Annotated in this window: 16 protein-coding genes; 8 read left to right on the forward strand and 8 right to left on the reverse strand. The window is 60.3% G+C overall.

Features of this window, described 5'->3' with window-relative positions:
• Positions 1–3: 3 nt before the first annotated feature.
• Both GY791_20030 and GY791_20035 read right to left on the reverse strand, forming a co-directional pair.
• Positions 4–930, reverse strand: a complete 927-nt coding sequence (locus GY791_20030) for an SDR family NAD(P)-dependent oxidoreductase (GenBank protein ID MCP4330689.1) — start codon at positions 928–930, stop codon at positions 4–6.
• Positions 930–1,961 carry a 2Fe-2S iron-sulfur cluster binding domain-containing protein gene (locus GY791_20035; GenBank protein MCP4330690.1) on the reverse strand — a complete coding sequence of 344 codons (1,032 nt, stop codon included), beginning with the start codon at positions 1,959–1,961 and terminating at the stop codon, positions 930–932. Before GY791_20035 ends, GY791_20030 begins: the two co-directional genes overlap by 1 nt.
• A 101-nt stretch (positions 1,962–2,062) precedes the next feature.
• Here GY791_20035 and GY791_20040 point away from each other — a divergent pair, with 101 nt between their 5' ends.
• A complete protein-coding gene (locus GY791_20040; protein ID MCP4330691.1) occupies positions 2,063–2,527 on the forward strand; it encodes a MarR family transcriptional regulator in 465 nt (154 codons plus the stop codon).
• Between the two features lie 67 nt (positions 2,528–2,594).
• Complete coding sequence (locus GY791_20045) at positions 2,595–4,142, forward strand: AMP-binding protein (protein MCP4330692.1); 1,548 nt, start codon at positions 2,595–2,597, stop codon at positions 4,140–4,142.
• 87 nt (positions 4,143–4,229) lie between these two features.
• Here the strand turns inward: GY791_20045 and GY791_20050 are convergent, their stop codons facing one another.
• From GY791_20050 to GY791_20060, 3 genes are read right to left on the reverse strand one after another with little or no spacing between them, the layout of a single operon-like run.
• Positions 4,230–4,976 carry a hypothetical protein gene (locus GY791_20050; protein ID MCP4330693.1) on the reverse strand — a complete coding sequence of 249 codons (747 nt, stop codon included), beginning with the start codon at positions 4,974–4,976 and terminating at the stop codon, positions 4,230–4,232.
• A 45-nt stretch (positions 4,977–5,021) separates the two neighbouring features.
• Positions 5,022–5,879 (reverse strand): fumarylacetoacetate hydrolase family protein, encoded by an 858-nt coding sequence (locus tag GY791_20055; GenBank protein ID MCP4330694.1) that lies wholly within the window; start codon positions 5,877–5,879, stop codon positions 5,022–5,024.
• 28 nt (positions 5,880–5,907) lie between these two features.
• Positions 5,908–6,393, reverse strand: coding sequence for a winged helix-turn-helix transcriptional regulator (locus GY791_20060; GenBank protein ID MCP4330695.1), 486 nt, complete (start codon positions 6,391–6,393; stop codon positions 5,908–5,910).
• 250 nt (positions 6,394–6,643) lie between these two features.
• Here GY791_20060 and GY791_20065 point away from each other — a divergent pair, with 250 nt between their 5' ends.
• Complete coding sequence (locus GY791_20065; GenBank protein MCP4330696.1) at positions 6,644–7,702, forward strand: LLM class flavin-dependent oxidoreductase; 1,059 nt, start codon at positions 6,644–6,646, stop codon at positions 7,700–7,702.
• A gap of 22 nt (positions 7,703–7,724) precedes the next feature.
• Here GY791_20065 and GY791_20070 read toward each other — a convergent pair whose 3' ends face one another.
• Positions 7,725–8,417 (reverse strand): SOS response-associated peptidase, encoded by a 693-nt coding sequence (locus tag GY791_20070; GenBank protein MCP4330697.1) that lies wholly within the window; start codon positions 8,415–8,417, stop codon positions 7,725–7,727.
• 139 nt (positions 8,418–8,556) lie between these two features.
• Between GY791_20070 and amrB the strand changes: the two genes are divergently transcribed.
• The gene (amrB, locus tag GY791_20075) at positions 8,557–9,936 is read left to right on the forward strand and encodes an AmmeMemoRadiSam system protein B (GenBank protein ID MCP4330698.1); all 1,380 of its coding nucleotides are present in this window, start codon (positions 8,557–8,559) and stop codon (positions 9,934–9,936) included.
• Here the strand turns inward: amrB and amrS are convergent, their stop codons facing one another.
• Positions 9,937–11,052, reverse strand: a complete 1,116-nt coding sequence (amrS, locus tag GY791_20080) for an AmmeMemoRadiSam system radical SAM enzyme (GenBank protein MCP4330699.1) — start codon at positions 11,050–11,052, stop codon at positions 9,937–9,939.
• Between the two features lie 1,104 nt (positions 11,053–12,156).
• On the opposite strand from amrS, the gene GY791_20085 reads away from it, so the two are divergent.
• Positions 12,157–12,876, forward strand: a complete 720-nt coding sequence (locus GY791_20085; GenBank protein ID MCP4330700.1) for a DUF229 domain-containing protein — start codon at positions 12,157–12,159, stop codon at positions 12,874–12,876.
• A 185-nt stretch (positions 12,877–13,061) separates the two neighbouring features.
• Positions 13,062–14,681: a hypothetical protein gene (locus GY791_20090; GenBank protein ID MCP4330701.1), complete on the forward strand. Its 1,620-nt coding sequence runs from the start codon at positions 13,062–13,064 to the stop codon at positions 14,679–14,681.
• A 141-nt stretch (positions 14,682–14,822) separates the two neighbouring features.
• Here GY791_20090 and GY791_20095 read toward each other — a convergent pair whose 3' ends face one another.
• Positions 14,823–16,214 carry a class I SAM-dependent methyltransferase gene (locus tag GY791_20095; protein MCP4330702.1) on the reverse strand — a complete coding sequence of 464 codons (1,392 nt, stop codon included), beginning with the start codon at positions 16,212–16,214 and terminating at the stop codon, positions 14,823–14,825.
• A 710-nt stretch (positions 16,215–16,924) separates the two neighbouring features.
• Here GY791_20095 and cysQ point away from each other — a divergent pair.
• Both cysQ and GY791_20105 read left to right on the forward strand, forming a co-directional pair.
• Entirely contained in the window at positions 16,925–17,710 is a 786-nt protein-coding gene (gene cysQ / locus GY791_20100) for a 3'(2'),5'-bisphosphate nucleotidase CysQ (GenBank protein MCP4330703.1), read from the forward strand.
• Between the two features lie 620 nt (positions 17,711–18,330).
• Positions 18,331–18,974 (forward strand): hypothetical protein (locus tag GY791_20105; GenBank protein ID MCP4330704.1); only part of this gene is annotated, 644 nt, incomplete at its 3' end.

An 18,974-nucleotide genomic window follows, 5' to 3' on the forward strand; every position in this document is an offset into this window, starting at 1 on the left:
CTCTCATACGACGGGGTCCGTGTTGAATGATTCGAGGTCGGTTTCCAACGGCGTAAACGACGGGACCATCGCCGACATGCCGCCGGCGATGTTCTCGGCGCGCCAGTCCTCCTCCTCGTCGACCAGCCAGGAGACCGGCCGCGGCTGCGAGAACAGAAAGATCTCGCGGCCGCGAACGCCGAACAATTGGCCGGTCACGTTCTGCGCGTCCGCCGAACACAGATAGGTCACGAAGGCGGCGACGTGCCGCGGCAACACCTTCATGGCCCGTTCCTTGTAGGCGGCCTGGGCGTCATTGGCCGGCTTGATGATGTCGGTGACGCGGGTATGGGCGAACGGCGCCACCGAGTTGGCGGTGACCCCCGTCCGTGCCATGTCGAGGGCGGCGATCCGAGTCAAACCGACCAATCCGGCCTTGGCGCTGCTGTAGGCCGCCTGACCGTAGTTTCCGTAGAGGCCGGCGGTCGAGACGATGCTGACCAGCCGGCCCGGCGGCCGACCGGCTTTGGCCTGATTTCTCAGCACCGGCGTCACCGCAGTCATCAGGTAGTAGGCCGCCGACAGGTTGTTGCGGATAACCGCGTCCCAATCGCCCGAATCGCCTTTGAAGACAAAGGCATCGCGCAGGATCGCCGCATTATTGACCAGTATGTCGAGGGCGCCGAAGGCATCGAGCGCGGCGTCGACGGCTGCCTGCGCCGCCGATGGGCTGGCGACGCTTTCGGTGAAGGCCCTCGTATTGTCGCCCAGTGCGCCCGCCAAGTCCGTCGCCGGCGACGGGTCGGCACCGGCGCCGTCGATCCCGGTACCGCTGTCGGCGATGACCACGCGGGCGCCATGATCGACGAGATCCTCGACGATCGCCTTGCCGATGCCGCGCGCGCCACCGGTCACCAGGGCAACCCGGTCCTGCAACAATGTCGATGGCATCAAGCCCCCTTCCCGGCCGCTTTGTCGGCCTCGGTATAGAATGCGTCGGCGTGGCAATCCTGGCGCCTGATGCCGAGCGATGTCAAAACGCGTGTCGCGGCCTCGACCATCGGCGGCGGGCCCGCGAGATAGCCCTTGCAGCCGTCGAGATCGGTAAAGTCCGAGCGCACCGATTCATGGAGGAATCCGGTGCGCCGCGTCGTCTCCTTAGTGGGCTCGGACAAAACCGGGATGAAATGAAAATTGGCATGGGTCGCCGCCAATTCGTCGAAGTAGCGTTCGAGATAGAGATCTCGTTCGTCGCGCACGCCGAAATAGAGGTAAATGCTCTGCCCGATCTCCGCATCCAGCGCCGAATCGATGATCGACTTGATGGGCGCGATGCCCGATCCGCCGGCAAGTGCAACAATAGGCCCGTTGTGATTGCGGCGAAGATAGGAGGTGCCGAACGGCCCGCGGACGCGCACCTCGTCGCCGACCTTGAGCGCCTCCTGGACATAGGGCGTGACGGCGCCATCCGGGATCAGGCGGATGTGAAACTCGAGCTCGTCGCCGCCGGGCATGTTGGCCATCGAATAGTCGCGGGGCGGCAAATCCGGAAAGACGAGGCTCGCATATTGACCGGGCGAGAAGTCGAACGGCCCGCCGGACTCGATCCTCAGCCGGATGACACGGATGTCGTGGGTCGCGGGTTCGGCCGAAATCACCGAGCACCTCAAGTGGCGGCTGGGATGGGTCTCCACATCCTCCGATTCGAGGTGGGCGACCTCGCAGTCCGACCAGGGCACCGCCCGACAGGCGAGAATCAGCCCGCGCGCGCGTTCTTCCGCGGTTAGCGCGAACTCCGAGTAGGGCGACAGCTCGACGTCGCCCGCGATTAGCTCCGACTTGCAGGCGCCGCAATTGCCCGAGCGGCAACCGTGAGGATAGGGCAATTCCAAGCGCAACGCGGTTTCGAGGATGGTATCGCCCATCTCGACCGACACCGGCGTTTCGAATTGGCTGACCTTGACCGTAAAGCTCATGCTCATAGAACAGAGATTCGACCGGTCCGATATAGGTCAATATTGTTTGGATTTCAAACAATTTGTGATACAAACAAATTGTTGGACAGAAACGACGGACGCAGGTGATGGGTCGAACCGGCCGGAGCGGCATCCGGAGCACCGAAGAGCTGCGTTACGCGCCGCTCGGTGAGCTTCTGGGCTATGGCCTTCGGCGTGCTCAATTGCGCGCCTTCCAGGACTTCGCCGAGACCATGGCTCCGTTCGACATCAGCCCCGGACAGCTCGGGGGCCTGTTGCTGGTCGACACCAATTCCGGTCTCAACCAGTCGGCTTTGGCGCGCGCGATGGGGCTGGACCGGTCGACAATCGTCGCGGTCATCGACAATCTCGAAACACGCGGGCTGATACGGCGCCGGCCCGCCCCCGGAGACCGCCGTGCCCATGCCCTTTTCCTAACCGATGCGGGGCGTCGGTTCCTCCGCCGCATCGAGCCGCATCTGCGCGCGCATGAAGACAGGCTATCGGCCGGGCTGTCGACAGATGAACGCCGCACGCTGACCGATTTGCTGAAGCGGATAAACGGACTTTAGAATACTGTCGTTTCTCGGGGTCACCCGGCGATAGGCGGTCTTCGAGCGCGGCACGGGGAGTGGACAGATGTTGGCAGGACGGATGTTGGAATTGCCGGCGCGCCGAACGCCCCACCGCGTCGCGTTGACCGCCGGCGACCGCAGGATGACATTTCGAGAACTTTCCGATGCGGCGAATCAATTCGCCAACGCACTCCATTCGTCCGGTGTAGCCAAAGGCGAACGCATCGCGGCCATGCTGCCCAATGTTGCCGAATATGCAGCGGTGCATTTTGGCGCCGCGCGCGCCGGCGCGATCTTGGCCCATCTTTCGTTCCGCTATGCACCCAAGGACCTGGTCTATGTTCTGAACAAGATCGGTGCGACTTCGCTCGTCTTCGACGCCGAATATGCGGCGCTGGTCGCCGAAATCGCGCCACAGATCGGGTCGCTTCGTCGCATCGTCGTCGTCGACGGTCCGGCCGACGCGCTGCCGGAGGCCACCGCCTATGACGATTTCGTCGCCGGCCAGCCGACGGCGGAGCCGACGGTCGAACTGTCCGACAGCGACCCCTACGCGATCACGTTCACCGGCGGCACCACCGGGTTTCCCAAGGCCGTCCTGGTCTCGCACAAATGCCGCACGGCGTCGGCGGTCACCATCGTCGCCCAGCACGGGTTGAGCGATGCCGAACGGGCCGCGGTGGTAACACCGATCTTCCACGCCGTCGGCTTGTTCGTTTGGTTCCAGCCGTTGCTGTGGCTCGGCTGCAGCTGTTCGCTGCTCAGGACGTGGAACCCGGAGCGATTCATGGATCTCGTCGAGCGCGACAAGATCACCGCCGCCTTTCTTGTCCCGACCCAACTCAATGGGCTGGTAAGGCATCCGCGGTTCGAGCCGTCGCGACTCGCCACTTTGCGCCATATCGGATTCGCCGGTTCGCCGATGCCATCGGCACTCATCGCCGAACTTCGCGCCCTCTTCCCCAACATTCTGTTCACCGAGAACTATGGCCAGTCGGAAACCGGTCCCATGACGGTCAAGCGTCATTGGGAGCACACCGACAAGCCGGACAGCATCGGGCGGCCCTCGTTCAACGTCGAGCTCGACATTTTCGGCCCCGATGGCCGCCCCGTCGCCGCCGGCGAGGTCGGCGAGATCGTGACTCGCGGCGACCATCTCATGGTCGCCTACGACGACGATCCCGAGCAGACCGCGGCCCTGTTCAAGTCGGGCGACGGGTGGCTGTGGACCGGGGACCTCGGATTCCGCGACGCGGAAGGCTATTTCGCCCTGGTCGACCGATCGAAGGACATGGTCATCTCGGGCGGCGAGAACATCTATCCCAAAGAAATCGAGGATGCGCTCTACAAGCACCCGGCGGTCGCCGAATGCGCGGTCTTCGGCATTCCGGACGACCATTGGGGCGAGGTTCCGGCCGCCCACGTCGTGCTGCGCGACGGCAATTCCATTAGCGCCGAGGATTTGATCGACTTCAGCCTCCGGACGCTCGCCCGCTACAAGCGCCCACGCCTGATCGAATTCGTCGCCGCGATCCCGAAGACGCCGGTCGGCAAGATGCAAAAACACCTCATTCGCGCGCCCTACTGGAAGGGGCGGGATAAATTTCTTTGAACCAGTTTGTCGCGCAATCGCCGTTGAACCCGATCACCGACAATTATCGGCGTCGGGAGTTAGCGGAGACGCTTCGTCACTCTGAAATCATGGAACCGATTCCACCGAGGGCCGGTTGGCAAGCATCGTCTTGAAGCGTTCGCAATAGCGTTCGGAGAGCTCGTCGCTTTGTTTGCAGAAGGTGCTCGAAATATTGAGACCATCGACATTGTCGACCCCGATCCAGTCGAGCGCACGCCGCGTACCCGCCCTGAAATCGTGCTCCAGATCATCTTCATAGAAGAGCCTTAACGGATCAATTCCGCGATGTCGTAGGAATCCATCCCAGAAGCGATCGAAATTCTTAAGCTCTTGGCAACGCTCGAGAATATCGTCGAAATCAAACGGAAACCCCATCGCCGAAACCGGGTCGCCGCGTCTCCGATAAAACTGTTGGTTAAGCGACGCTCTCGACCACGAAATAGCCTGCCGCACCCTATCGCGACGGCGCAACCAGACAAATTCCACGTTGGGCAGATGATCGACCAAGCGGTCGAGTCCCGTCGTCGGTGATCCATCCGACTGTCCTCGAAATACCTCATCGATCAATAGCCGATGCAGGGCATGAATCTTGACCCCAAAGATGCCGTTCGCAGTGGTCGTCATCGAAATCATCCGGCGCACGTAATCGGGATAGTCCCGCACCCCCCATTTCTGCCAATAAATGGGCATGGTTTCGCGGCCGAAGTATTCATCGGGCTGGCCGGCGCGGCCGGTCGTCCACAAGGCCTCGCAGAGAACGCCGCTGCCGCTCCGCGGTGACGCACATACGATATAGGCTTTTCTCGCGTTCATGACTGCCGGCGACGGAACCATTTCGCTTGGACCCGATCGGTTGCGCTAGGCTGCACGCACCGCGACCCGCATCGCACCGATCCCGTCCATCGTAAAGTCGATGACATCGCCGGCTTTGACCGGGCCAACACCTTCGGGGGTCCCGGTCATGATCAGGTCGCCGGGATAAAGGGTATAAAAGGACGAGGCGTATTCGACCAAACGCGCGATATCAAAAATCAAGTGACGCGTGTTCGAGGCCTGGCGCACCTCGCCATTGACGCGAAGCTCGAAATCGATGGCGTCGGGATCGGCGATTTCGTCCGCCGTCACCAACCAGGGCCCGATCACCGCATAGCTGTCGACCGACTTGCGTAAAGATCGATCCTCGGTGCCACGCACCGTCATGTCCAATCCCATCGTATAGCCCGCGATATGATCGAAGGCGCGATCGCGCGGGATATCCGACCCGCCTTTGCCGATGACGGTGACCAACTCCGCCTCATGGTCGTTGCGGCGGTCGGTGAAGCGGAGCGCGATGCCCTCACCGGGACCGACGAGCGCGCTGTTCGCCTTGAGGAACAGGCCATAGTGATCGATGGTCTTGATATCCTGGCCGAAATTGATGCCGGCGTCGGCCTGCGCCTCGTCGAGGTGCTTGTGATAATTGACCGGGGCACCAATCACCTTGGTCGGATTGGCGACCGGGCTGAGCAGCCGGACGTCGGCCAACGGTCTCGCCGCCGCCGAGTCTACAAGGTCGGCAGCGCGCTCGACGATCCGGTCGAGATGCGCGATCAACGCGTCGCCCGGGGGAACCGGCCATGACATGGCCGGCAACACAGCGAGGGCCCCCGTCACGTCATGGATCCTCTCGCCATCAGTCACGCCCAGGCGATCCTCGTCAAAACGGCATAGCTTCATTTCCCCTCCACACACTTGGAAACATGGTTCATTCCGGGTCGCGGCCTGGCACCGCATCGCGTTTGGCATCGGCCATCGTCCGCAAGCAGCTCATGAACTCCGACCGCCGTGCCGGCGCTAGAGGCGCCAGGATCCGTTCTTGTGCGGCATTAATGGCCGGCACCGCCCGCTCCAGGATTTGCTCGCCCTCGGTCGTCACATAGAGGGCATAGGCGCGCGCGTCCCTGCTCGTTCGCCGCCGCCTCAGCCAGCCCCGTCGAATCAGGCGGCTGATCAAATCGCCGATCGTGCTGCGGTCGATGCCGGTCAAATTGACCAGGTCGGTCTGGCTCAGGCCGGGGTGCTGCCGCACCGTGATCAGCGCCGCGAACTGACGCGGTGTGGGTCCGTTCCGGCCGACTTCACTGACATAAATCTCAACGGCGCGTTGCTGGCACCGACGCATGAGGTGGCCGGGGGCCTCGAGGAGCCGGTAGTTCGTCACCGCCGGCTGCCCCTTTCGCGGATGGTTCATTCCCGTTTCCCTCTACCCATGGAATCGAATTGTTGGAGTCATATTGGCAACACGGCGCCCAATCGGCAACGAGTCCCGAGACATCCGCGGACTGGCCAATCACACATTGTCGTGGGCGCACCTTCCGAACCGGCGGTTTAATCGGTATACGGAGTAATGATATGCTACGTGTTGGATGCCGGAAACCGGCAGCGAACCTCGCGGACCTCGATCTAACCGGCGGGTTATGTTCCGAAGTGGAGTTAGCAACATGCAATTCGGCATTCAATTCTTTCCCGACATCGGGCCCGACGTCAAAACGGCGGACGCGTATTTCGCCGAATGCATGGATTTGGTCGAGCTCTGCGACCAACTCGACTACACCCACGTCCGCACCGTCGAGCACTACTTCCGTGAGTACGGTGGTTACAGCCCGAACCCGATCATTTTCTTGACCGCCGCCGCCGCCCGCACGCGAAAGGCGCGCCTGGTGACCGGCGCCGTCCTGCCGGTGTTCAACAATCCGCTCAAGCTGGCTGGTGAGATCGGCATGCTCGACGCGATTTCCGGCGGGCGACTCGATGTCGGATTCGGGCGCGCCTTCCTACCGCATGAGTTCGACCGCTTCGGTATCAGCCTCGACGAAAGCAAGGCACGGTTCGACGAAGGCATGGAGCAGGTCCGGCGTCTACTGGAGGAAGAGAATCTTTCGATGGACGGCCGGTTCCACGCCTTTCGCGACGTGACATCGCTCCCCAGGCCGACTCAGAAACCGCGGCCACCGTTTTACGTTGCCGCCTTGGCCACCGAGGAATCGTTCGTCAAAGCGGGCACCGCAGGCCACTCCATCATGGCCATCCCGCTGGCCGGCGGTAAGATGAAGGCGCTGCTCGGCCTGTATCGTGAGGCCTGGCGCGAGGCGGGACACCCCGGCAATGGAACCGTCATGCTGGCCTTCCATCTCTTCTGCGACGAATCGGATGAACGCGCTCGCGACATTGCCCGCGAGCCGCTCAATCGCTACCTCAAGTCATTGGTCGATGCGGCCTCGGATTGGACCGGCGGATCGAGTTCCGCAGATTATCCAAACTACGACAAGATCATCGCCGGCCTGGCTAAGGAGACATTTGAATCCCAGGTTGAAAAGGGCGCCGCCTGGGTCGGTGACCCCGACCGTCTGGCCGATGTCATCGCGGGCTATGACGATATGGTCGGCGGGTTTGAAATTGCCTCCCTGCAGGTCAACTTCAATACGATTTCGGGCGCCGAGGCCGCGGCCTCGATGCAGTTGTTCGCCGAACGGGTCATGCCCCGGTTCACCGGTGCTTGATTCGGCACCGAATTATCATTCGTCAGATCAATTGCGGCGCACTCTCCGCTGTCTCGAAGCAGGCGGGTGAGTCATTGCGAACATTGTTTACGGCAGTCGATACCGGGGTCGCATCCAAATCACCTTCGTAGGCGATCAGAAAATTCCCCAATGCCGCCGTCTGTGCATCGGGGTCGAGCCACGCCGCGTAGGCCGCCGACGGTAATATGACCGGCATGCGAGGATGAATATCGGCGAGGGCCGCGCTCGCGGCAGTGGTCAATATCGTAAACGATTCCAGCCGGTCATCCCGATCGGGGTGCCAAGATTCCCAAAGGCCGGCGAAGGCGAACGGACCGCCGTCGGGTCGGGAAACGCGGAACGGCTGTTTGCGGCCATCGATGGTTTTCCATTCGTAGAATCCGTCGGCCGGCACCAGACAGCGGCGATGACGCATGGCGGATCTGAATGATGGCTTCTCGGCCGCCGTTTCTGCCCGGGCATTGATGAGACGGGACGCGATTTTGATATCCTTGGCCCATGACGGAACCAAGCCCCAATGCAGCAGCACAAGCTCTCGGTCCCCACCGCCGTCCGCATCACGCTGGCGCACCACCGGCAGCGCCTGCGTCGGCGCGGCGTTGTAGCGCGGGCGCAAATTCAGCCCCGGCCCTGAAAAATCGAACAAGGCCCGCATCGCCTCGACCGGCGTGGTGATCGAATACCGCCCACACATGAACAAAGTCTACGCGGTCGTATCGATGGCCGCACCTGCTCAGTTCCCCTGGCCGACAACGGCGAGCTGTGCCCGCTCTTCCGCGACGATCGGAATTGGCTTAGTCTTGGGCACATTCCAAGCCAGGACGGAAGAATCGATGGAGCTGGTAAACGATGTGCGGCCGCCGGCTATCGCCGGGACGTTTTTTCCCGCCGACGCCGGCCCGTTGGCCGCATCCGTGGATGGCCATCTGGCGCAATCCGCTGCCGCTGAATACACGCCGAAGGCGATCATCGCGCCCCATGCAGGTCACGTCTTTTCGGGCCCGATCGCGGGCGCCGTGTACGCCACGCTTCACGCCGTCTCAGCCGAGATACGGCGGGTCGTCATGATTGGCCCATGCCACCGCGTCCCGGTTCGCGGATTCGCCGTGCCCAGCCATCGGCTGTGGCGATCGCCGCTCGGCGATGTCCCCCTCGATCGGGTCACGATCGACCGGCTGTCTTCGTTTGCCGGGGTCGAGGTCAAGGATGAGTGCCACACGGAGGAGCATTGCCTCGAGGTACAACTCCCCTTTCTTCAGCGCATTCTCAGCGATTTTTCGATCGTACCAATCCTCGTCGGCAGAGCGGACCCGCCTCAAGTCGAAGCACTTTTGCGGGAGCTCTGGGGAGGCCCCGAAACGTTGATCGTGATCAGCTCCGACCTCAGCCACTATCACGACTACGCATCGGCGCAGAAACTCGACGGCGCGGCGTCGCTCGCCATCGAATGCCTCCGCCCCCGGCAAATCAACGACGACCAGGCATGTGGACGAATCCCGATCAAGGGCTTGCTGCGCCGGGCCCGTGCCCTCGACATGCGTGTGACCACGCTCGATCTGCGCAATTCCGGCGATACCGCGGGGACCAAGGACCGTGTCGTCGGCTATGGTGCGTATGGTTTCGAGTATGCCCACTCGGCGCGGTTGTCCGATGAGCATCGAAAAATGTTGGGCGACCTCGGCCGTGGGGTCATTTCCGCTGCGGTCGAGAACGGCGGCCGCATGCCTCGCGTCGTCGCCAATACGCTCGCGCCTCAGTTGCGCAGTGCGCGCGCCACGTTCGTCACGCTGAAGATCGGCGGCAAGCTGCGCGGCTGCATCGGGTCGATCACGCCCAGCCGCTCGCTCGCGCTCGATGTCGCGGAAAACAGCTTTAAGGCCGGGTTCGGCGATCCTCGATTCCCCGCGTTATCGGCGGAAGATCGCGACCGCATAGACATCAGCGTTTCTATCTTGAGTACGCCACGCCAACTCGAATGCCGGACGGAGGCTCAATTGGTCGCCGATCTTAACCCCGACCGGGACGGCGTGATTCTGGTCGATGGCGAGAAGCGCGGGCTGTTCCTGCCCCAGGTGTGGGAGAGCCTACCCGACCCACAGGATTTCGTCCGCCACCTCAAAGGCAAAGCCCGCCTGCCCGAAGACCACTGGTCCGATGCCATTCAGTTCTACCGGTTTTCGACGGAAAGCTTCGATTGTCCGCGGCAGAATTGATCAGACCGCGAATTCCTTGATTTTGATCGGCCGACGCTGCGCCCCCCATCGTCCCGGCTCGGAGTCGAAGACGCCGGCACAAGACGTGCCACACGCCAAGCAGTCGCCATGCGGGCCGAGGCGCCAATCGGAAAGCTCGTACCAGTCGCGGGCAATCAATCGTTCGCCACAGGCGTGACAATAGGTGCTGCTGCGGCCCTTATCGTGAACATTGCCGATATAGACGTAGCGGAGTCCATTATCCACCGCGATCCGCCGCGCTTGGCTCAACGTATCGTGGGGTGTCCGCGACTTTTCGAGCATCTTCCAGTCGGGATGAAATGCGGAAAAGTGTAGCGGCACATCGGGACCGAGATTTTCCATAATCCACTGGGTCATTCGATCGATTTCCGCCGCGCTGTCGTTTTCCTCCGGAATCAGCAAGGTCGTGATTTCGACCCATACATCGGTCTCGTGCTTCAGGAAACGAAGCGTGTCGAGGACCGGTTCGAGCGCGCCGGCACAGATCTTGGCGTAGAACGATTCGGTAAATGCCTTCAGATCGATGTTCACCGCATCCATGTGGCGATAGAATTCGACCCGCGGCTCGGGGCAGATATAACCGGCGGAAACCGCAACGCATTTGATATCGCGCTCGCGGCAGGCAATCGCCGTATCGACCGCGTATTCGAGAAAAATGACCGGATCATTGTATGTGAAAGCCGCGCTGCGGCACCCGGTACTCGCCGCCGCCTCCGCGATTGCCGCGGGGGAAGCGGCATCGGCCAGCGTGTCGAATTCACGCGATTTGCTGATGTCCCAATTTTGGCAAAATTTGCAGGACAGATTGCAACCCGCGGTGCCGAATGACAGCACCGGCGTTCCAGGCAGGAAATGGTTCAGCGGTTTCTTTTCAATCGGATCGATACAAAACCCGCTCGAACGGCCATAGGTCGTCAAGACCATGCGGTCGTCTTGACGCGCGCGCACGAAACAAAGCCCGCGCTGATCCTCCCGCAATTTGCAGAACCGGGGGCATAGATCGCATTGAACGCGACCGTCGTCGAGCGTGTGCCAGTAACGCCCGGGCACCGTACTCGGGAGCGCGCCTTCGATATCGGAAACCGGTTGCGTCATATTTGAATTATACCACAAACCGGTGCGCGCAATCTTTCCCGGTAGAACCACATGCGGCTCATTTCCTCGCTGTTAACCATTGCAGCGGTATTTGAAGAACCGCAATAGTGGCTGGAGAAGCAATTGGCGGTCCGCGGAAGCAGCAGTCCGAAAAGCGCACTGGACGCCGAACATGCCGCATTCGATTATGCTGCGCCTCTCATCGTTTTGCTGCTGCCGGCTTTCATTTTCCTGTCTCATCAGGACTATCCGCCGTATCGCGCGGAGGCCGTGGTTTTTCTCGCAGCCATTGCATTAGTCGGGGTCGGCATCGGTGCGGCGGTCCGACGATCAGGCCATTTCGGACGCGTTTCGGCGATGGCAATTCTGCTGCTGTTCTTTATCGATACGCAATTCAACTATCTAGACCGACATAGCGCGGCCACGCTCGGAGCGCTCCTTCTGCTTGTCGCGCTCGGATGGTTCCTCAGGACACACCTGATGCGGGTGGTCGTGATTGTTTTTGCGGCAATGTCGGTCGCGACCCTTGCATTGGTGTTCCTGAATGCCAATTCGGAGGCACGGGTTTCAGAGCGGACTAATCCATTCCCGCCCGAACGCGATCTCCCCATTCTGATCCATTTGATTCTCGATGAGCACATCGGCGTGGAAGGAATTCCAACGGATGTCGCAAGGGGAGCGACGGTGAAGAAGCGGACAACCGAATTTTTCCTGCGCAACGGTTTCCGCCTATACGGGAACGCGTTCAGCGAATACTTCAATACCTTGGTATCGGTTCCCCACATGTTCGAATTTCGGGAGACCTATGACCCGCACCTCGTCCAAGCCTACCGCGGACAAAACCGAGATGTCCTCGCTCCATACTTTCGCAAATTGACAGAATCGGGGTTCAGGCTTCGAGTAACGCAAATTCCCCATCTCAGATTCTGTGACGACAACTCCGCCTCGGTAGATAGCTGCAGAACTTACCGATCGAATCTTCGCGCCCTCGATGGAACCACGCTGTCCGTCGCCAACAAAGCCCACGTCATATTCAGCTTTTACCTCTCCTTGTCGCGGCTTCGATACGCAACTCGGGATGCCTATTTATTCGTGCGTCAAATGTTGGCCGAGACGGGCATCGATTTGCCCAGTTGGTCGCATGGCGGCAGTGATCGCCTGGGTCCGGTCGCCACCGTACAAGAACTCGATCGAATTCGGGCAAACCTTCTGAATTTACAAGCGGGCGACGCCATTTTCGCCCACCTGATGCTGCCCCATTACCCCTACGTTTTTCGCCGAGACTGCAGTGCACGGCCGGTGCACGAATGGATGGCCAGGTTCCCCGGCGACCGACCCTACCCGGAGTCGAATTCGAACCAGGGTAGAATCATCCGATACGAGGCCTACCTGGAGCAAATGGAATGCCTCCATAGCATGCTTGGCACCCTATTCGATGAGATGCGCGAGCGGAATATTTTCGATAAATCCGTCATCATCATTCATGGCGATCACGGCTCCCGCATTAACCTGATCGAGCCCACGGCCAGCCACATTCGCGCGCTTTCGCCGCAAGACTTTGTCGATGGTTTCTCCACCATCCTGGCGATCAAAGCCCCAAACATTTCGCCCGAATACGACCTGACGAGAATCTCAATTCAAGCCGCATTCGCGCACTTATGGAATCATGAGCTTGCCACTCCCATGCCGGGTCCAAAGAGCGACGCCGGCGAACCGGCGGTTCATATTTTGGACCTTCAAAGCAGAGCGGTTGTGCCGGTTCAAAAATCGATTCGCCATGAGTTGCCCGACGATTTTCCCGCTCTCGCGGGTCCGACAGATTGATCCGGGCCAGGGCATCGAGGGGCAATCAGCGATATACCGAATCCTGTCCAGGCGAGAGATTCCAAGCCACCGGCCGTATCGCCTGAAACGAATGATCGGGCTCCAGATTTGCCACGGTTTCCGGGCTGTTAACCATTTTTCGCATAAAACGGTTCGGCATGCTCGAGGCGTATGGCTGGAGAAAAATGGCGAATATCGAGACATCCGATCGGACGAACACGGACCCAGGCGCGATCGACCGTCCGATCTATGATTTTCTCGCGCCGCTGCTCGCGCTTTGGCTTCCTGCCTTCGTCTTCCTGTTCCACCACGGATATCCGCTCTACCGGCCGGAAGCCCTTTTGTTTATCTCCCTGATGACGGGTCTCGCTCTAGTCTGCGCCCTGTTGCTGAGGCGGTCGTCCCGGTTGTGGCGGGCGGTCATTGTCGCAATGCTCGTGCTGGTATTCATCGACATCCAGTTCGATGAACTCGAACGACATTTCCTAGTCGCGTTCCTTGTCGCGGGGGCGCTCACGGCCGGCGGTTGGCTCCTGCAACGTCACTGGCTACCGCTTGTCGTGATCGTCCTCGGCGTAATGTCCGTCGTCACCGTCATTCTCATCGGACTCGGCCTATACTTTTCTTCGAAACCGGTACAGGCGGAACGCACTGGCGATTCGACCCTTCCGTTGGCCATGCATCTGATCCTCGACGAGCACATCGGCCCCGCCGGCCTCCCTGATACCGATTTCGCCAAGGATCTCGGTGGCCGCTTGCGTTCCCTCTATGTCGACAACGGATTCCGCCTCTATGGCGGCGCCTTCAGCGAGTACTTTCATACGCGGGTCTCCCTCTCCCACCTCTTCGGGTTCGAGCCGAAATTCAACCCCGACGCAGAGCAGAACTACGAGCGGCAAGTCGCGCGAGAAAATGCCCCCTACAACGCCTATTTTCGCCGGATCGCCGACTGGGGTTACGACCTCCGGATCACCCAACTGAGGTACATGCGGTTTTGCTCCGACAGGACCACGTTTGCCTCTTCGTGTCGTACCTACAACGGCAACCTGAGCGCGCTCGATCAAACAAACCTGCCGGTCCTCGAACGGGCCCGAATCCTGTTCGCCTTCTATTTCTCGCTGTCCCATTTCGGGGAAATGGCGCGTGACACATACCGCGACCTCCGACCGCGCATCGCGAATGCCGGATATTCGTTGCCGGAGTGGTCGGACGGGGCGACCGAGCATGTCACTCCGATCGCGGCCATGGACGAGCTCAACGGCCTGATAGAGCGGCTCGAATCGGCGAGGCGTGGCGAGTTTCATTTCGCACACATCCTGCTGCCCCACTATCCCTACGTCTATGATGAAACCTGCCGAATCCGCCCCTATGACGATTGGCTACTGAGGCGCGCCGCGGACCTCGAGGACGGCGCCACCAATACGGCGGAGACTCGGGCGCTCCGCTACCAGCGCTACCTCGCCCAGATCGGCTGCTTGTCGCGAAGAATTGAGGAACTGTTTGCTGTGTTGCGCCGCCGCGGCCTATACGAAGACGCGATCATCCTGGTCCATGGCGACCATGGTTCCAGGATCAATTTGGCCGACCCCAAATCGAGCCATTATCAGCGTACAGACCGGGACGGGTTTCGCGATAACTACTCCACCCTGTTCGCGATCAAGGCGCCCAGCATCCAATCGGGATACGACCCCAGCCAGACCTCAATTCACGCTCTATTCGCCGGTCTCGTCGACGCTCGGTTTCGCGAGGTACCAGCGGTACGCTCCGAAGACGAACTCGCGGAGAATCTGGGTGTCTCGCGCTAGGCCGAAATCGTGCTTTGGATTGAAGGAAGGATACCCGGCTACCGGAGTTGCGGGTCGATAAACGCCTCCGAGCACTGGCTACGCCATATTATCGAGCGCGGCGGAGCGATCGGAACGCCGGAACTTCAAGAGCTGGCGGTACTACGTCCTTTCGAACCAATAGAGTGTGCGGCCCGTATCGGAGACTGTCTGCGTCGTAACGATCGCCGCCAGGCGTCGCAAGCCAGCCTCGAATGCCTCGCGACTATAGTTCGCGAAGATATCTTCGCGCAGTGCCAGCATCTGCCGTACCGTCGGATCGGACTTCTCGACGAACTCGATTACGCCGTTTGGTGCGAGGCCGACGATCCAAGCGATGACCTGGTCGAGAGGGATGTTGCGGGCGATGGCCAGATGGTGGATGAATGCCAGCGCGACCACCGCATCAGCCTTGCCGCGATCGCCGAAACTTTGCCGCTCGCGATGGCACCATCCCTGCGCCGGGCTGGGGTTGGCCGCGTCGAGATAAAGCGGGGTAAGGGAGAGTCCCTTGGTCCGCGCTCGGGCATACGCGGCATCGAGGGCGCCTTGATCGAAATCGAAGCCGATCACGCGGCGCGCGCCGACATCCAACGCGACCTCCGAATATTCGCCTGAATTGCAGCCAAGATCGATCGCCAGGTTCGGCGCGACCTTGGAAATGAATGCGCGGACGAAGTCGGATTTCGCATCCGCCTCGGCCACCGCATAGGTATTCGACGCCGCATAATCCTGCCAGGTCGTCGCCCGGCCGTCGGCGGGGTGTAGTCTCTTTATCCAATTTCGCAGTTGCGAGAGCATGTTGCGGTACCCCGACTGGGGAAAGGACCGTCGCGGCGCGGCGCGCGGGCGATCGCCCTTGGCGGACGACTGTAGGCGAGCCGGAGCCGCGACATGCATGAGCACACGCAACGACAGCTTGTGACGCAGGCTCAGAACGCGGGCCAGCGCCTCGGTCGGAATTCCTTCGAGTTGGCCCCGGTACCATGAATTATGCGGGATTCCGAGCAGGGACCTGAGCAGTAGAGGATTGAGGAACTGCTCACAGAACTGCCGGTGGCCGAGCCAGTATTCGCCGGGACGGTAACGGCGGAACGACAGGTAGTCGATGAAGATCGGGTCAACGCCGAGAAATTGCACATTGTATGCGCTGGCGTCGGCGAGCGAGATGCCGTGATCGAGGGCGCGAATTTGGATGTCGAGATGGAGAAGCGCTGCCGAGCGCAACATCTCGAACGGCCATTCATAGGGATAGGAAATATAGGGCAGCCGCGGGTGCTCGAGGGTATAGCAACTGGATTGAGTTTCCGGGTCGCCGGGTAGGTCATTCAATTCCTGGCCAGAGACGACAAGCCCTTCCGCGATGAGCTGGCTCAGCAGTGTTCCGTCGCGAACGAACTCGTAATCGGCGCGTCCGATCTCCGTAACCGTGCGCAGCACCCGCTCGCCGATCGCGAAGACATGGCCGGATGGATCGCGGAACGACGCGCCATCGACCGGGTGGGTTCCATCCATCGTGCGTCTAGGGACCGCGAGACGCGCCGTCAAGAGAATCGGCGCCATGCCGGCGCCGCATGAAAAAATCCTTGGTTTTGGACCAGTACAACCGTCCCACGATCGCGGCGGCAGCGACGGCGCCGACGATGGCTTGGAGCATCATACTCCCGGTGCCCGGATCGAGGTAAGCGTGCGCCAATGGAACGTGCCCCAACATCGCACAAACGCATACGCCGGACAGCATTACGATCTGTCTCTTGGGAGAACTCATTTGTCATCTTTCCAATAATTTGGCCGGCGTCGAACGTAATCCGAACTTGCTTAACGATCGGTTTACAGGGCCGTATCGAAGTGTCGTGTCCGCTAACGGCGACAGCACCCGTCCTGCACATGTTTCCGGCCGATTTGATCGCGCGGATCCAATCGGTGGCAGCGCGTTAGGGAAAACTTCGACGGAATTGGTAGGACGACATTAGGAATGTGACGTTCGATCCGCGGTTTGTGGCGGCATCTGTTCCTGCCGACGAAGGCAGGATTATCGACCGACCCAAGGGCATGCCTTGCGCAACGATTTCGCCTGGCATAAAGGGGAGCGTGTATCCAGTGTCGTCGCGGTGATGCTGGCGCTCGACAACGAGGCCGTTCATGCATTGGCCCGCCTGGTATCCGCCTTCTATAGCGGGCTACGTGAATGTGTCCGTGACTCGCAATCTGGAGAACCAACGATCATGACCAGCCCAACTGGTACCGCCGCCCCCTCTCGGCAGCTCCTTCGGGCGATCATCGATATCGCCGAGGCTGCCGGTGCGATAACGTTGAAATATTTTGGCGATAATCCGACGTTTGTCGAAAAGCCCGACAAGTCGCCGGTGACGGAGGCCGATCTCGCCGCCGAAGACCTAATTTTGAAAAGACTGCGCCGGCTGGCACCGAATACGATGATCGTCTCCGAGGAAGCGGACGGTGACCGGGATGAATCGGCCGTTCCAATGGACGAATTTTGGCTCGTGGATCCGCTGGACGGGACCAAGGAATTCATCGCCGGCCGCGACGAATTCACCGTAAACATCGGCCTTATCCGAGACGGCCGTCCCATCCTCGGAGTCGTTCACGCGCCCGCGCGGGCCTTGACCTATGCCGGCTACGCTGGCTTCGCCATCGAACTTGCCGGCGGCAGCGAACGCAAGATCGCGGCGCGGACGCCGCCCAAAAGCGGGCTCATCGCGGTCGCGAGTCGGTCGCACCGCACCGAACAAGAAGATGCAGTCCTTGGGCGCTACCTTATCGACCGCGTTGTAGGTGCCGGAAGTTCGCTGAAATTTTGTCTCATTGCGGCCGGAGAGGCCGACATCTATCCGCGTTGCGGCCGGACCATGGAGTGGGACACCGCGGCGGGACACGCCATCTTGTCGGCGGCAGGCGGCACGGTTACGACACTCGAGGGTACAGCTTTGGGGTATGGAAAAACCGGTTTTTGCAACCCATATTTTATCGCACGTGGCGATTTTTCTTAGCATTCATCTTGTGTTCGTTTATTTATTACTTAGATTTACATCAAATTTTTTATTTTTAAGTTTTTCGCGTCACCCGTTGGATGGCGAACTTTCTCAACCCGGCACGCCTCTAGTTCCAAATAATGGCCGATTTCGCCCCCAAATTGCCACATTTTGGGGGCTCGCATATGCCGGTCGGCGTACCCACGTTAGGTACGGCAAATTAACCATACGGTAACAGACCGATGTGTCGGTTCGCGGTGGCAATCGAACAGGAAGCGACTGGCGATATCACATATTCGTTTATTTTAAATCACTTACGCTGTGTTTTCTGGAGCGACGAGTGAGACATTTCGATCTAGGTGTGTGATGGATTGGCGCCTATTCTCAGTGAAGTCTTTAAGTTTTTGGAATTAACTATGTTTTTCTCTTTTTTTGGGTCCGCGTTTACGTTATGTTAATATTGTCGAGTGGTGGTCAAGAGGGTTGTAATGCTAGAGCAGGGCGGTGGCCAGGCCTCGCATGGTGTCGAGTCTCTGGAAATGCCGGCGCGGGGTCAATTAGCGCAGGCTGAAACGGCTAAATTTCCCAACGGAACTTCCGCGGTCGGTAGCAACGGAGCTAACGGCCACGGAACGGTTGTGCAACTGCCCGGCAGGGGCGCGCACCATGCCGTCGAAATCGAAGGCGGCAAGGGAATTGAGCTTGGTTTCGAGTTGTCCCGACTTAACGGAGCCGCGAACGGCGAGTTCCTCCGGGACGGTGATCTCTGGCTGATCTCAAACGACCAGGGGACTGTGGTCCTCGAGGATTTCCTTTCCGCGATGCAAAGCGGCGAGGCGGCAACTATTACTTTGCCGAACGGCGAAACGATTTCACTTGAAGAATTTCTTGGGCGGGTTGTCGCCGCTTCCGAACCTGGCGGAACCGAGCCGGTCGGCCCCAATGACGATCATGAAAGCGCCAGTTTTACGACCTTCGATCCGGGTGAAATTGGCCCCGGTTTGATCGCTATCGGCCCACTCGGCAATACGGATCTCGTCTTTGGGACCTTCATCGATGAGGATGAGATTGCGGGCGAGCGCGAGGAGGAGGAGGTTTTACCGGAGCCGAATCCGCCAATTGCCATAGACGACCTGTACGCCACCGACGAGGACGTGACGCTGACGGTGGGCCCGGCGGGCGTGCTGAGCAACGACACCGACACCGACACCGGGGCGTCGATCACGGTGACCTCGTTCAACGCCTCGAGCGCCGAGGGCGGTTCGGTCAATGTCGCCAGCGA

This window comes from Alphaproteobacteria bacterium (assembly GCA_024244705.1).
Taxonomy (GTDB): domain Bacteria; phylum Pseudomonadota; class Alphaproteobacteria; order JAAEOK01; family JAAEOK01; genus JAAEOK01.